Raw genomic sequence first — 15,117 nt, forward strand, 5'->3', positions numbered from 1 at the left:
CATCTTGATATTTTTCCTACCTAACGGCGCGCTCGTTCGTTCTGAAGAACGCACCCAGTTCCGTCGATAATCACATCGTTCGAAGGGAATATACCTGATCCATCCACAGACCGGCGGTGTGCCGATGGGAAAGAGGCTCAAGGAATCGACGTTGCGATCAGTCCTGCGCTTGACCGCGAAGCAGCCTTTCAGGCGGCCTCGGCTTGACGCGAGCGGCGCCGCCCGGTTTCTCGGCGCGATCCATTCAGAGAAGGCCGTGCCGATGCTCCCCTCCCCGATCGCGCTCCGATGACCGGCCGTCGCAACGATGGCCGCCCGGGCGGTCCGCCCCGTTTCGGATCGCGACCCGGCTTCCGGCCCGGCGGCCGTTCTGGGGGACCCGGACCGCGGCCCGAATCCGGCGCAGCCGATGGCTCAGCCGTGCTCTATGGGTGGCACCCGGTGGTTCAGGCCCTGGGCAATGCCGAGCGTGGGCTGCACCGGCTGCTCGCCACCGAGAACGCCGCCGCCCGGCTGACCGAGGAATTCGGCGACGCCCTGCGCATCACCCCCGAGCTGGTGCGGCCGAGCGAGATCGGCCGCCTGCTCGGGCCGGACGCGGTCCACCAGGGCCTCTATCTCGAGGCCGAGCCCCTGCCCGCCCCCGGCCTCCACGACCTGCCGGCCGATGCCCTGCTGCTGGCGCTGGACCAGATCACCGACCCGCACAATGTCGGGGCGATCGTCCGCACGGCCGCGGCCTTCGGGGTCGCCGGCATCGTCACCACGGTGCGGCACGCGCCGGGCGCCACCGGGGTCCTGGCGAAATCCGCCTCGGGCGGCCTGGAGCACGTGCCCTTCGTCACCGTCCGCAACCTGGCCGAGGCGCTGATCGAGCTGGGCGAGCGCGGCTACACCCGGATCGGTCTCGATTCCGACGCGCCGGCGAGCCTCGACACGCTCACCATCGCGCGGCCGCTGGTGATCGTCCTCGGGGCGGAGGGCAAGGGCCTGCGCGAGCGGACCCGGACCTGCTGCGATATCCTGGCCCGGATCCCGTTCTCGGGGGCGATCCGCAGCCTCAACGTCTCGAACGCTGCCGCCATCACCCTCTACGCGCTGGGCCGGCCGCCGGCCTGAACCGGGCTCCGATACCCGGCGGAAACAAAATGTTGCCTGCCGAAATCGGGTGGTGATCTAGGCAATTCCAGCACCATACCGTAGAAGACAAATAAGAGGGGGGCGTGGGCTGGTAGGCGTGCGCCGGATGCTGGACGATGCTTTTACGTATGGGGGCGGGATCGCCAGCCTGATCGCGGTCGGCATCTGGCTGTGGCTCGCCCGGTGGGCCTTCCCGAGCTTCGAAGCCTTCGTGAAGGGCTTTGACGACGAGCTGCATCTCGGCGCCAGCCCCGAAGAACGCGCCCGCACCGCCCGCTGGCATCAGGTCCGGCAGGCGGCCGTGGCGCTGACGGTCGTGGCGGCCCTGTGCCTGTCGATCGGCCTCGCCATCCCCGACTGAGCGGATCAAATCCGGATTCAAAAGGTCGAGACCTTTTGCGGGTCCAGGGCAGAGCCCTGGTCTCTCAGGGGCTCCGCCCCTGAACCCCGCCAAAGGGCTGAGCCCTTTGGAAACCCTGTTTTTGGCGGTCAGGCAATGGCTCCGGCGATCGCGCCGGCCGTGGTGATCCAGATCCGGTCCCGGTGGGACGCGATGTGCGCGAGCGCCGCCCGCAGCGGCCGCAGCCGGTGGGGCTGGCCGACGATGTACGGGTGGAGCGCGATGCCCATCACCAGGGGCGCGGTGGCGGATTGCTCCAGCATCTCGTCGAAGGCGTCGACGATCGCGTCGGCGAACTGGCGGCCGGTCTCCTTGCGGGCGACGATCGCCGGGATGTCGTTCAGCTCCTGCGGATAGGGCACGGCCAGGATCCGGCCGCCGTCCCGGGTCGCCATCCAGGTCGGCTGGTCGTCGTGGCACCAGTCGAGCAGGTACCGGTAGCCGGCCTCGGCAAGCAGGTCGGGCGTGACCCGCGATTGCGAGATCCAGGGCCCGAGCCAGCCGGCCGGTGCCCGGCCCTCCTCCCGGGTCAGGATCGCGGTGGCCTCCGCGATCAGGGCGCGCTCCTCCGCCTCGGACAGGGTCCCCTGCCGCTCGGCATTGGTGCGGCCGTGACCGACGATCTCGTCGCCCCGCGCCCGGAACGCCTCGATCAGGCCCGGGCAGTCCCGGTAGAGCCGGCTGTTGACCAGCACGCTTGCGGGCAGGCCGAGGCCGTCGAGGGCGTCCCGCAGCCGCCAGGCCCCGACCCGGTTGCCCCAGTCGCGCCAGGCGTAGTTGAGCACGTCGGGCTGCGGCCCGCCCGGGGCGAGCTCCGCCCCGAGCCCCGACCCGAAATCGAAGGTCTCGAGGTTGAGCCCGACATAGACCGCGAGCCGCTTAGCCCCGGGCCAGTCATAGACCGGCCGGTCCGGAAGGGCGCTGTAGCGGTAGCGGCCGTGCTGCGCGGCCGAGGGAGCATCATCCATCGCGGGTCCAGTGTCCGGGGGCGTCCGGGCAGATAGGCCGGATCCGGGCCGCCGCCATGCCTGTCCGCCGTCACGCCTGTTCCGACGGGCGGCCCTGCTGTACCGGGTCGGAAACGGGATCGCGGGCGCCGCGGTCCGGGTGTCGAGGAAGGATCCGCCGTGCCGCTGGCCGACACATCTCAGGGGGACGGTCGACCGGTCGTCTCAGACATCGCCGCGCGTCTCGAACGGCTGCCGATGTCGCGCTACCAGCGCAAGATCTTCGCGGTCATCGCCTCGGCGTGGCTGGTCGATCAGATCGACGTGGCGCTCCTGACCTTCCTGCTCGGCTCGATCGTGGTGGCGTTCGGGTTGAGCCCCACGGAGGCCGGCCAGCTCGCCGCCATGACCTTCGCAGGCCAGCTCGTCGGCAACATCGTCGCCGGCACCGCCTCCGACCGGTTCGGCCGCAAGGCCGTGTTCCAGGTGACCATGGTGGTCTGGGGCCTGGCGAGTCTCGCGGCGGCCACCGCCTGGAGCCTGCCCGTGCTAATGGCCTGCCGGTTCCTGATCGGGGCGGGCGTCGGCGGCGAGGCGCCGGTGGCGCAGGCGATGGTCTCGGAGATCGTCCCGGCCCCCGTGCGCGGCAAATACATCGCGATCCTCGAGGGGTTCTGGGCGGTGGGCTACGTCCTGTCGGGGGCGATCAGCTTCTTCGTGCTGCCCTATCTCGGCTGGCGCTGGGCCTTCGTGGTGGTCGGCCTGCTGTCGCTGGTGGTGCTCGCGGTGCGCCGGAACATGCCCGAATCGCCCCGCTGGCTCGCCGAAGCCGGGCGCCACGCGGAGGCCGAGGCGGTGATGGCCACGATGGAGCGGGCCGTCGAGCGCGCCACCGGCCGGCCCCTGCCCCCGGTCACCCCGCAGATCGCCGCCGCGATGGCGGAGACGGTCGCCGATCCGATTCCCGGCCCCCGGCTGAGCGCGGTGGCGACCCTGTTCGCGCCGGCCTACCGGATGCGCACCGTCATGGCCTTCGGGCTGTGGTTCTTCGCGCTGATCGGCTTCTTCGGGCTCAATTCCTGGATCGCGGTGCTGCTCAAGGAGCGCGGCTTCTCGATCGTCGGCTCGGTGGGCTTCGTGACCCTGATCACCCTGGGCGGCATCCCGGGCTTCGCCACCGCGGCCGTGCTGCTCGAGCGGATCGGCCGCAAGCCGACCACGGCCCTGTTCCTGATCTGCGCGGCCGCGGCCGCCTGGCTGTACGGCAACGCCGCCGGCGAGACCTGGCTGTTCGTGTCCGGTTTCGTGATGCAGTTCTTCATGTTCGGCATGTGGAGCTGCCTCTACGCCTACACGCCGGAGCTGTACCCGACCCGGGCCCGGGCCACGGGGGCCGGCTTCGCTTCGGCCTTCGGACGAATCGGCGCCATCCTGGGACCGATGATCGTGCCGGTGCTGGTCCGCGATTACGGCCCGGCCACCGCCTTCCAGGTCGGAGCGGGCGGGTTCCTGATCGCCGCCCTGCTGGTCCTCACCCTCGGGGTCGAGACCCGCGGCAAGGTGCTGGAGGCGGTCTCACACTGAGCGGAAGAGCCGCCGAGTCTTCCAGGCGAGTCTTGCAGGCGAGTCTTCCAGGGCGCTGCCCTGCACCCGCACAAGGTCTCGACCTTGTGAATCCTTGATCTGATTCGATGGTCGATGTTCGGCCCCACACCTTCCTCACATCACAAACGTGGAGTCCCCAAAAAATGCCCGTCGTGGACATGCGCAGCCGTCCGACCTTCCTGCACACGTTCTTCGGCGCCGAGCCCGACACGCCGGAATTCGGGATCGCGCGCTGGCTGAACGCCCGGGTCGGCAGCCGTGAAGTGGAGCACTTCACCCGGGGCGCCACGATCGAGGGGTTCTGCGCCGAGATGGACGGGGCCGGGATCGACGTCGCCGTGATGGTCGCCCGCTCGGTGCCGGGGGTCCGGATCTCGAACGACGCCCTCGCGCAGGCCGCCGGGCATGATCCGAAGCGGCTGATCGGCATCGCCTCGGTGGACCCGGTGAAGCTCGGCCGCAAGGCGGCGGTCGCCGAGGCCAAGCGCGCCGTGACCGAACTCGGCTTCAAGGGGATCAACCTCGATGCCGGCTTCTACCGCGAGGGCATGCGGGCCGACGACGAGCGGCTGATGCCGCTCTACGAGCTGTGCGAGAAACTCGCAGTCCCGGCCTTCGTGATGTCCGGCCCGACCACCCCGGACCTGCGCCTCAACGATCCCCTGGCGGTGGACCGGGTCGCCAAGACCTTCCCGAAGCTGCCGATCGTGTGCTGCCACGGGTTCTACCCGCATGTCGCCGAGATGGTGACCGTGGCCTTCCGCAATGAGAACGTGTTCGTCTCCCCGGACATGTACACGTTCGCGCCCGGCGGCGGCCTCTACGTGGAGGCGGCGAACGGCTTCATGAAAGACCAGTTCCTGTTCGGCTCCTCGTTCCCGTTCCGGCCGATGCGCCAGGGCGTCGAGGATTTTCGCGCGCTGGGCCTCTCGGAGGACGCCCTGGACGCCGCCCTCTGGCGCAACGCCAACCGCCTGCTCAACCTCGGCCTGGCATAGGTCCAGTCCTGAGATCCCAAAGGGCTCAGCCCTTTGGCGGGGCTCAGGGGCGGAGCCCTTGAAAACAGCGGGCTCCGCCCGCACCCGCAAAAGGTCTCGGACCTTTTGAATCCGGGACTTTGCTGTCAGGCGGCGCGGACGTTGGCCAAAAAATCGCCGACGGCGCCGCGCAGGGCGCTGGCCTGCCGGGCCAAGTCGCTGGCGGCGTCCAGCACCTGGGACGAGCCGTGGCTGGCCATGTCCGCCGCATCGCCCGCGCCGGCGATGTGGCCCGAGACCGCCCGGGTATCCTGCGAGGTCTGGCCGGTGGTGCGGGCGATCTCGGCGGTGGCCGCGCCCTGCTGCTCGACCATGGCGGCGATCTCGGCCCCGATCCGGGCGAGGTTGCGGATCACCTCGGTGATGCCGCCGATCGACCGGACCGAGGCCTCGGTGGACCCGGTGATCTCGGCGACCTTGGCGGCGATCTCTTCGGTGGCCTTCGCGGTCTGGCCGGCGAGGTTCTTGACCTCGGCGGCGACCACCGCGAAGCCGCGGCCGGCCTCCCCGGCCCGGGCCGCCTCGATCGTGGCGTTCAGCGCCAGCAGGTTGGTCTGGCCGGCGATGTCCGAGATCATCGCGACGATCTCCCCGATGCTGCCGGCGGCCTGGGCGAGGCGGCGAACCTCCCCGGCCATGCCGTCCGCGTCCCGGGTCGCGGAGGCCGCGAGGTCGGCCGAGGCCCCGACCTGCACGCCGATCTCCCGGACCGAGGCCGTCAGTTCCTCGGTGGCCGCCGCCACCGTGTCGGCCGAGCGGGCGGCCGAATCCGCGGCGCCGGCCACCGCCCGGCTGAGGTCGGTGGTGTCCTGCGCGGCCCGGGCCATGCCGTGGGCGGAGGCCTCCAGCTGCTCGGCCGCCGCCGAGACCGCCTCGACGATGCCGCCGACCTGGTGCTCGAAGCTGTCGGCGAGGCTCAGGGCGGCCGTGCGCTGCGCGGCGGCGGTCTCGGCGGCGAGCCGCTGCTGCGCGGCGCGGGCGAGCCGGCGCTCCGCGACGCTGTCGCGGAACGTCACCGCGGCGGCAGCGATCGCCTGCACCTCGCGCGCGCCTCCGGCGGGGATCGTCAGGTCGGCGCCCGGCTCGTCGTGTCCCTCGCCCCGGCCGATCGCCGTCAGCACCTGGGCCATCCGGACCAGGGGCCGCGCGATGGCCGTGCCCAACCAGAACGCGAAGCCGACCGAGAGCGCGAACAGGGCGAGCCCGCCCGCGATCCAGGCCGTCAGCATCCGGTCGGCCCGGGCCCGCACCGCGCCCGCGGCGGAGACCAGGTCGGCGGTCAGGCGGTCCTCGACCCCCTTCAGGGCGTCGATGCGCTGGGTGGCGAGCCGGAACCAGGCCGGCGCGTCCCGGAAGGCGGGACTCGTGCCCGGCATCGTCTCCTGCGCGGCCTTGCGCAGGCGCGCCACCTCCCGGGCCGGCTCGGTGGCCTCGGCCTCGTCCAGCAATCCGGCCTGCCCGTCGGTGGCCCCGGCCCGGAACAGGGCGCCATAGGTCGCCTGATCGGCCGAGAGCGTGGTGAGCCGGCGCGCGGCGGGCAGGTCCAGGCTGCCGGAGGCGAACACCGCCGAGGCGGCGGCCCGCTCCTGGCCGGCGGCCTCCTTCAGCGCCAGGAACGCCGCGTAGGCGTTCGCCCGGGCCGCGAGGCCGGCCTCGTCGATCACCCCGCCCATCGCCCGGACCAGGCCCAGCCCCTCGCCGATCAGGCCGGTATAGAACGTCACCGCCTGCGGCGCGCTCAGGCCGAGGGCGTCGACCTCCCGGCGCTGGGCCGCGAGCCCGGCGAGCGCCTTGGCGAATCCCTCGGCCCGCGCCGCGAAGGCGGGGCCGAAGCCGGTCGCGGCTGCCATCGCCTCGGGAAGCCCGGCCAAAGCCGCGTCGGTGCGGCTGCGCTGGGCCGCGAGTTCCGGCCCGAACTGCGCCCCCTTGGCGCCCAGGAACAGGCTGGAGGCACCGCGCTCACGCTGGCCCTCGTGGACGAAGGCGCTGATCCGCGAGGCGAGGCCGACCAGGGTCTCGACCCGGTCCATCTCGGCGCGCCGCGCCCATTGGTCGGACACCGCCCACCCGGCCGCGCCCGCGAAGGCGAGGCAGGGCGCGAGCGCCACCGCGAGGATGCGGGCGCGGAGCGAGGAGAGGACGGCCATCGGAACCCAGAATGGTACAGCGTTAACCAGACTCATCCGGCACGGATATAAAAACACCGTTACGGTGCAGGGCCTTGCCGCTTCGTGCGATGCACAATCAGGCGGCAGTCCGAACCGGATCTGCCGCATCCGCCTGCAGGTCGGCATCGAGCTCGGCATGCAAATCGCCCCACGCCTTCAGCGCGTGGATGATCGGCTCCAGGGAACGCCCGCGCTCGGTCAGGCTGTACTCCACCTTCGGGGGCACCTCGGCGTAGACCTTCCGCGCGATCAGGCCGTCCGCCTCCATCTCGCGCAGCTGGTTCGTGAGCATGCGCTGGGTCACGCTCGCCAGCCGCCGCCGAATCGCGTTGAAGCGCAGGGTCCCTTCCAGCAGGTGGTAGAGGATCACGCCCTTCCACTTGCCGTCGATGAGCCGGAGGGTCGCCTCGACGGCGCAGCCGGGGCTGCACGTGCCGCGATGGTGTCGGGTGCGGGGCATGACGGGATCCCAAGGCTATCGTCGGACGGTATCATTCTTGGCATTAGTGGCGTTTTATGTGCGTACTTGCGCGCCGTGAAGGCGGGCGGCATCTCCTGGCGGGTCAGCCGGAGGAGATTGCGATGCGCGCCGTCGGGTACAGAAAATCCCTGCCGATCACCGAATCCGAGGCCCTGGTCGATCTCGACCTGCCCCAGCCCGAGCCCGGACCCCGCGACCTCTTGGTGAAGGTCGAGGCGATCTCGGTGAACCCGGTCGACACCAAGGTCCGCGTGCGGGCCGAGCCCGAGGCGGGCGGGGTCAAGGTGCTGGGCTGGGACGCCGCCGGCACCGTGGTCGCCAAGGGCGGGCAGGCCGAGGGCTTTTCCGTCGGCGATGCGGTATTCTACGCGGGCGACCTCACCCGGCCGGGGACCAACGCGGAGTACCATTGCGTCGACGCGCGCATCGTCGGGCACAAGCCCACCAGCCTCGACTGGGCGCAGGCCGCCGCCCTGCCGCTCACCGCGATCACCGCCTGGGAGGCCCTGTTCGACCGGCTCGATACCGGCAAGCCGGTGCCGGGTGCCGCCCCGGCGATCCTGATCGTCGGCGGGGCGGGCGGCGTCGGCTCGGTGGCGATCCAGCTCGCCCGGCAGCTCACCGACCTGACCGTGATCGCCACCGCGTCCCGGCCCGAGACGGCGGCCTGGTGCCGGGATCTCGGCGCCCATCACGTGGTCGACCATGCAAGGCCGCTGGCCGCCGAGGTGGCGGCCCTGGGCCTCGGGGCACCGGGCCTCGTGTTCTCGACCACCAACACCGACGCGCACTTGGCCGAGATCGCCGAGCTGATCGCTCCGCAGGGCCGGTTCGCCCTGATCGACGACCCCGCGCAGCTCGACGTGGCCCAGCTCAAGCGCAAGAGCCTGTCGCTGCACTGGGAGTTCATGTTCACCCGCTCGATGTTCGGCACGTCCGACATCGGCGCCCAGGGCGCGCTCCTCGACGAGGTCGCCCGGCTGGTGGATGCAGGGCGCCTGCGCACCACCCTGGGTGAGCATTACGGGCGGATCGACGCCCAGAACCTGCGGCGGGCCCACGCGCTGATCGAGAGCGGGCGGGCCAAGGGCAAGATCGTGCTCGAAGGCTTTTCGCAGTGAGGCGGGCGCCATGACCGAGACCGGCACCGGCCTCTTCGACGTATTGGCGCTCGCGGCGGCCTTGCCCGACAGCGCGCAGACGCTCCTGGTCGACACCTATCTGACCGACCGGGCGGCGGCGAGCGCCCGGGTGTTCCGGGTCTACCGGCCGACCCCGCCGCACTACCACGCCACCTGCGACGAGTACCTCTACTGCCTGTCGGGACGCGGCACCGTCTGGCTGGGCGACCCCGCGAACCTGACGGCGTTCGGTCCCGGCCAGCTCTTGTTCTTCGAGAAGGGCACGGTGCACGCGATGCCGGAGATCGCGCCGGACGAGCCGGTGACGTTCCTGTCGATCGACACCCCGCGGCGGGCGCCCACCGACATCATCTTCGTGAACCCCGAGGACGGCACCCCCGCCACCTTCATGGCCCGCAACGCCGACGCGTGAAGTCCCGGATTCAAAAGGTCCGTGACCTTTTGCGGGTGCAGGGCAGCGCCCTGCAGGTCTCAAGGGCTCCGCCCCTGAACCCCGCCAAAGGGCCGCAGGCCCTTTGGAAACCCAGTCCTCCCGGTCGTGAAACGACAGGCCTCCGAGGAGCGGTTGCCGGCGTACGCGTTTCGTTCTAGCAAGGGCGTCGCATTACGGGCCTGCGTCCCGCCGGCCCACCTTGCCGTCGACCGCTCCGGGCTCGACATGAGCGGGTGCGGCGGCTGACCCGCGCGCAAGCCAGCCCGACCGTGTCGACGCCTCGAAAGACCGCCGCCCTCATGGCCAAAGCCCAAGCCGGAACCCGAGTCGGACCCCAAGTCGGCGCCGGCAAAGCCGCCCCCAAACCCTCTCCCGTGAAGGCGCCTTCGCCCAAGACGCCCGTCAAGGCGGCGGCTGTCGAGGCGGTGCCGGCCAAGCCCGTGCGCAAGAAGGCCGAGGCACCCGCATCCGCCCGCAAGGCTGCACAGACGGGCGCCGGCCGCCACGAAGCCACCACCGACGCCAAGCTGGAGGCGCTGTTCGACGCCGCGCAGCCGGCCGCCGCCGACCGGCGGGTGATCACGGTCCGGGGCGCCCGCGAGCACAATCTCAAGAACGTCGACCTGACGATCCCCCGGGACAAGCTCGTGGTCTTCACCGGGCTGTCGGGCTCGGGCAAGTCGTCGCTCGCCTTCGACACGATCTACGCCGAGGGGCAGCGCCGCTACGTCGAGTCGCTCTCGGCCTATGCCCGCCAGTTCCTGGAGATGATGTCCAAGCCCGACGTCGACCAGATCGACGGGCTCTCGCCGGCGATCTCCATCGAGCAGAAGACCACCTCCAAGAATCCCCGCTCCACCGTCGGGACGGTGACCGAGATCTACGACTACATGCGCCTGCTCTGGGCGCGGGTCGGCATCCCCTACTCCCCGGCCACCGGCCTGCCGATCGAGAGCCAGACCGTCCAGCAGATGGTCGACCGGGTGCTGGAGCTGCCGGAGAAGAGCCGGCTGTACCTGCTGGCTCCGGTGGTCCGTGGGCGAAAAGGTGAATACCGAAAAGAGATCGCCGAATATCAAAAAAAAGGATTTCAGCGGCTGCGGATCGACGGCGAGTATTACGCGATCGACGACGCGCCCAAGCTCGACAAGAAGTTCAAGCACGACATCGACGTGGTCGTCGACAGGATCGTGGTGCGGGCCGACATCGCCGCGCGGCTAGCCGACTCGTTCGAGACGGCCCTGGAACTCGCCGACGGCATCAGCGAGATCGTGTTCGCGGACGCCCCCGAGGGTGAGGAGCCGCGGACGATTACGTTCTCGTCCCGCTTCGCCTGCCCGGTCTCGGGCTTCACCATCGCGGAGATCGAGCCCCGGCTGTTCTCGTTCAACAACCCGTTCGGCGCCTGCCCGACCTGCGGCGGCATCGGCCACGAGATGCGGATCGACCCGGAACTGGTGATCTCGGACCCCGCACTCAGCCTCAAGCGCGGCGCGGTCGGCCCCTGGGCGAAATCGACCTCGCCGTATTACGGCCAGACGCTCGACGCGCTGGCGGAGCATTACGGCTTCAAGACCAGCGTGCCCTGGCAGAGCCTGCCGGAGGCGGCCCGCGCCGTCGTGCTGTACGGCTCCGGCAAGCAGGCGATCCGCTTCGCCTACGATGACGGCCTGCGCAAATACGCGGTCAACAAGCCGTTCGAGGGCGTGATCCCGAACCTGGAGCGCCGCTACAAGGAGAGCGACTCGGACGCCGTCCGGGAAGAGATCGGCCGCTTCATGAGCGAGACGCCCTGCGCGTCCTGCGGCGGCAAGCGGCTGAAGCCCGAGGCACTCGCCGTGAAGGTCGCGATGGCCGATATCGGCGATGTCACCGCGCTCTCGGTCTCCGAAGCCCATCGCTGGTTCTCGGAGCTGCACGAGAAGCTGACGCCCAAGCAGAACGAGATCGCGGTCCGGATCCTCAAGGAGATCCGCGACCGGCTCAGCTTCCTGGTGGATGTCGGCCTCGAATACCTGACGCTGGCCCGCGGCTCGGGCTCCCTGTCGGGGGGCGAGAGCCAGCGCATCCGGCTGGCCTCGCAGATCGGCTCCGGGCTCACCGGCGTGCTCTACGTGCTGGACGAGCCCTCGATCGGCCTGCACCAGCGCGACAACGAGCGGCTGCTCGGCACGCTCAAGCGCCTGCGCGACCTCGGCAATTCGGTGATCGTGGTCGAGCACGACGAGGACGCGATCCTGCAGGCCGATTACGTGGTCGATGTCGGCCCGGGCGCGGGCATCCATGGCGGCGAGATCATCGCCCAGGGCACCCCCGCCGAGGTGCTGGCCAACCCGGCCTCGCTCACGGCCAAGTACCTCACCGGCGCGATGTCGGTGCGCACCCCGGCCGCGCGGCGCAAGAGCCGGAAGGGCAAGCTCGGCGTGTTCGGCGCCCGGGGCAACAACCTCAAGGACGTGGATATCGAGGTGCCGCTCGGCACCTTCACGTGCATCACCGGCGTCTCGGGCGGCGGGAAATCCACCCTGGTGATCGACACCCTGTACAAGGCCGTCGCGAAAAAACTGAACGGGGCGCTGGAGCACCCGGCCCCGTACGACCGGCTCGAGGGCCTGGAGCATCTCGACAAGGTCATCGACATCGACCAGTCGCCGATCGGCCGGACGCCGCGCTCGAACCCGGCCACCTATATCGGCGCGTTCACGCCGATCCGCGACTGGTTCGCGGGCCTGCCCGAGGCCAAGGCGCGCGGCTACCAGCCGGGGCGCTTCTCGTTCAACGTGAAGGGCGGGCGCTGCGAGGCCTGCTCGGGCGACGGCGTCATCAAGATCGAGATGCACTTCCTGCCGGACGTCTACGTCACCTGCGACGTGTGCAAGGGCAAGCGCTACGACCGCGAGACCCTAGAGGTGAAGTACCGCGGCAAGTCCATCGCCGACGTGCTCGATTCCACCGTCGAGGAGGCGGCCGAGCTGTTCAAGGCGGTGCCGGCGATCCGCGAGAAGCTCGAGACCCTGAAGCGGGTCGGCCTGCACTACGTCCATGTCGGCCAGCAGGCGACCACCCTGTCGGGGGGCGAGGCCCAGCGGGTGAAGCTGTCCAAGGAGCTGTCGAAGCGCGCCACCGGCCGCACCCTCTACATCCTCGACGAGCCGACCACCGGCCTGCACTTCCACGACGTCGCCAAGCTCATGGAGGTGCTCCACGAGCTCGTGGACCAGGGCAACACCGTGGTGGTGATCGAGCACAACCTGGAAGTGATCAAGACCGCCGACTGGGTGATCGACATGGGCCCCGAGGGCGGCGATGGCGGCGGCCGGGTCGTGGCCCTGGGCACCCCGGAGGAGATCGCCCGCTCGAAGGCGAGCCATACCGGCCGGTTCCTGCGCGAGGTCCTGGCAAGGCGCCCCGCCCCGCAGACCGGCCGCCGCAGCGCCGCCGAATAGGCGCCGATGCGAGCTGGATCGGCAGATTCTGCCGGGTGACGGCTCGAATCTCGGCTGAAACGGGTCGCCGCGACCCGTGATTCGGGCCGCGACGGTCGGTTCGGACTGGTTCCGGGCCGTCCGGAGCGGACATCCCGGGCCCCGCGCCCCGGGTCGGCCGCTGCCCGTTCACCCGCCCCTGCTTGCCGGATTCTCCCGCCGATGCCGTCGGCAACAGCTTGACCGTTCAACGATATTTTGCCGGCCAGGGCCCCTATATTCAATTCTGGGGACTGTGTTGCATCGCCGCAAAAATGCGTCTTTTGCGCAACGGTTCGGCCGGTTTTGCCGCTTCGACCAGCATTCCACTGTCATTCCGCAGGTCTCTGTAGAATAGTCAGCAGCGTTGAGACGGGCGGGCTCCGTGGGGGCGCTCGGCACACCGGAAGTCGGCAGCCGCCAATGGCGAGCAGACCGGCAGGGTAGTGCCGAATGCGGGACGGATGCCTTGAGACCTTGGGAAGGATCGAAACAATGATGAAGAACTGGCTCGCGGCCGGCGCGGTCGCGCTCACGGTCGGCATGACCTCGACGATCGCGCAGGCGCAGACCACGACGGTTCCGGGCGAGCAGGTCGGCCTCGCCATCGGCGCGCCGCTGCCCGAGGGCGTTTACGCGATCAACACCTTCACGTTCCGCCGCACCGACGGCCGGAACGATCCCGATACGGCCGTCAACGTCCCGGTGCTGGTCTGGTCGACCCCGCTGGTGCCGTTCGGCGGCCGCGTCGAACTGCTCGTGGCGCCCCCGACCGTGTTCGCGTTCACCCGCAACCCGGCGGGCGTGCGCAATAAGGACATCTCGATCAACGTCGGTACCTTCGTCGGCGGCATCTGGGCGTTCGACCTGGGCAACAACTTCGGCGTCAGCTTGCTCGGCGGCGCATACCTAAACGACCTCAACGGCGACCGCGGCTCGATCATCACGCCGCAGGGCACGACCGCCACCCCGGTTCTGGGTCAGCTCTCCTCCAACACCTACCGCTTCGGCGTGGCCGGCAGCTACACCGGTGACGGCTGGAACATCACCGGCAACCTGACCGCCAACATCTACGACTCGCCCGGCCGCTTCCCCGGCCAGGTCGGCGCCGCGATCGGCCCGCTCCGCATTTCGGACTCCCTGAACTTCGACATCACCGCGACGAAGAAGTTCGGCAACTTCGAGATCGGCCCGGTCGCCTACGGCACCTACAACTTCGATATCAGCCAGACCAGCTTGGCAGCCAACAACCGCGGCCGGTTCGCCGTCGGCGGCCTGATCGGCTACGACTTCAAGGTCTTCACCGTGCAGGCCTACGTCGCCCGCGACGTGGTCACCGGCGCGCAGATCGCCGCGACGCCGTTCAGCCGCGCCCGCAGCGACTACTCCACGGACGGCTGGCTCCGCCTGATCGTGCCGCTGTACTCCCCGGCCCCCGCCGCACCGGCCCCGGTGGCCCTGGTCCGCAAGTACTGATCGACCCGAGATCCGGGTCTCCCGCCGCGCAGGCGGTGGGAGACCCGGATCTCCGCCATCCCGTCCGCCAGGACGGCGAACCGCCCGGCCTCCGCCGGGCGGTCTTTTTTTGTCCGCCGGTCCCGGCCCGAAGTCGGGTCCTGTGAAACCTTTCCGCCCGAGGCCCCGTAAGCGGCCACGCAATCCCGAGCACAGCGCGATCACGGGATGCCTGACGGAAGGAAACACAGATGCTCAACGCTCTCAGCGGCCGGCGCGCGGCCCGGGCCGTCGCCTTCGCTCTCGCCCTCGGTCTGGGCGCCACCGGCGCGGCCCAGGCCAAGAACCCGATGGTCGGCGGCGCGCCGATGTACGCCAGCAAGACGATCGTCGAGAACGCGGTCAACTCCAAGGACCACACCACGCTGGTCGCCGCCGTGAAGGCCGCGGGCCTCGTCGAGACGCTGAGCGGCCCCGGCCCGTTCACGGTGTTCGCGCCCACCAACGCCGCCTTCGCCAAGCTGCCGCCGGGCACCGTCGAGAGCCTCGTGCAGCCGCAGAACAAGCCGACCCTGACCAAGATCCTGACCTACCACGTGGTCCCGGGCGTCTACACCGCCAAGGACCTGATGGCGCTCGTCAAGAAGGGCGGCGGCCAGGGCCAGCTCACCACCGTCGAGGGCGAGCCGCTCGCCGTGGCGGTGCAGGGCAAGAAGGTCCTGATCACCGACGTGAAGGGCGGCACCGCCACGGTGACGATCCCGAACGTGATGCAGTCGAACGGCGTGATCCACGTGGTCAACGCCGTGCTGACGCCCTGATCCAGGGGCCACGCGCCGCGGTGC

At 70.2% G+C, this 15,117-nt stretch carries 12 protein-coding genes; 9 read left to right on the forward strand and 3 right to left on the reverse strand.

The window, feature by feature from the left end; genetic code table 11:
* Nucleotides 1–288: 288 nt before the first annotated feature.
* Complete coding sequence (locus MKL20_RS09870; RefSeq protein WP_244036518.1) at nucleotides 289–1,119, forward strand: TrmH family RNA methyltransferase; 831 nt, start codon at nucleotides 289–291, stop codon at nucleotides 1,117–1,119.
* A 127-nt stretch (nucleotides 1,120–1,246) separates the two neighbouring features.
* A complete protein-coding gene (locus MKL20_RS09875; protein WP_244036519.1) occupies nucleotides 1,247–1,501 on the forward strand; it encodes a hypothetical protein in 255 nt (84 codons plus the stop codon).
* Nucleotides 1,502–1,629: 128 nt separating this feature from the next.
* Here the strand turns inward: MKL20_RS09875 and MKL20_RS09880 are convergent, their stop codons facing one another.
* A complete protein-coding gene (locus MKL20_RS09880; protein ID WP_244036520.1) occupies nucleotides 1,630–2,508 on the reverse strand; it encodes a polysaccharide deacetylase family protein in 879 nt (292 codons plus the stop codon).
* A 159-nt stretch (nucleotides 2,509–2,667) separates the two neighbouring features.
* Here MKL20_RS09880 and MKL20_RS09885 point away from each other — a divergent pair, with 159 nt between their 5' ends.
* Both MKL20_RS09885 and MKL20_RS09890 read left to right on the forward strand, forming a co-directional pair.
* Nucleotides 2,668–4,071: an MFS transporter gene (locus MKL20_RS09885; RefSeq protein ID WP_244036521.1), complete on the forward strand. Its 1,404-nt coding sequence runs from the start codon at nucleotides 2,668–2,670 to the stop codon at nucleotides 4,069–4,071.
* A gap of 164 nt (nucleotides 4,072–4,235) precedes the next feature.
* Nucleotides 4,236–5,090: an amidohydrolase family protein gene (locus tag MKL20_RS09890; protein ID WP_244036522.1), complete on the forward strand. Its 855-nt coding sequence runs from the start codon at nucleotides 4,236–4,238 to the stop codon at nucleotides 5,088–5,090.
* Nucleotides 5,091–5,215: 125 nt separating this feature from the next.
* On the opposite strand, the gene MKL20_RS09895 is transcribed toward MKL20_RS09890, so the two are convergent.
* Nucleotides 5,216–7,276, reverse strand: a complete 2,061-nt coding sequence (locus tag MKL20_RS09895) for a methyl-accepting chemotaxis protein (protein WP_244036523.1) — start codon at nucleotides 7,274–7,276, stop codon at nucleotides 5,216–5,218.
* 97 nt (nucleotides 7,277–7,373) lie between these two features.
* Nucleotides 7,374–7,757: a winged helix-turn-helix transcriptional regulator gene (locus tag MKL20_RS09900; protein ID WP_244036524.1), complete on the reverse strand. Its 384-nt coding sequence runs from the start codon at nucleotides 7,755–7,757 to the stop codon at nucleotides 7,374–7,376.
* A gap of 122 nt (nucleotides 7,758–7,879) precedes the next feature.
* Between MKL20_RS09900 and MKL20_RS09905 the strand changes: the two genes are divergently transcribed.
* The 5 genes from MKL20_RS09905 to MKL20_RS09925 all read left to right on the forward strand — a co-directional run bounded on the left by MKL20_RS09905 (nucleotide 7,880) and on the right by MKL20_RS09925 (nucleotide 15,093).
* Nucleotides 7,880–8,899, forward strand: coding sequence for a zinc-binding alcohol dehydrogenase family protein (locus tag MKL20_RS09905; protein ID WP_244036525.1), 1,020 nt, complete (start codon nucleotides 7,880–7,882; stop codon nucleotides 8,897–8,899).
* Nucleotides 8,900–8,909: 10 nt separating this feature from the next.
* Entirely contained in the window at nucleotides 8,910–9,332 is a 423-nt protein-coding gene (locus MKL20_RS09910; RefSeq protein WP_244036526.1) for a cupin domain-containing protein, read from the forward strand.
* 320 nt (nucleotides 9,333–9,652) lie between these two features.
* A complete protein-coding gene (uvrA, locus tag MKL20_RS09915) occupies nucleotides 9,653–12,799 on the forward strand; it encodes an excinuclease ABC subunit UvrA (RefSeq protein ID WP_244036527.1) in 3,147 nt (1,048 codons plus the stop codon).
* Nucleotides 12,800–13,312: 513 nt separating this feature from the next.
* Entirely contained in the window at nucleotides 13,313–14,293 is a 981-nt protein-coding gene (locus MKL20_RS09920) for a transporter (RefSeq protein WP_243962741.1), read from the forward strand.
* 230 nt (nucleotides 14,294–14,523) lie between these two features.
* Nucleotides 14,524–15,093: a fasciclin domain-containing protein gene (locus MKL20_RS09925; RefSeq protein WP_243962740.1), complete on the forward strand. Its 570-nt coding sequence runs from the start codon at nucleotides 14,524–14,526 to the stop codon at nucleotides 15,091–15,093.
* Nucleotides 15,094–15,117 lie beyond the last annotated feature (24 nt).

It is taken from the genome of Methylobacterium sp. E-066, assembly GCF_022829635.1.
GTDB lineage: Bacteria > Pseudomonadota > Alphaproteobacteria > Rhizobiales > Beijerinckiaceae > Methylobacterium.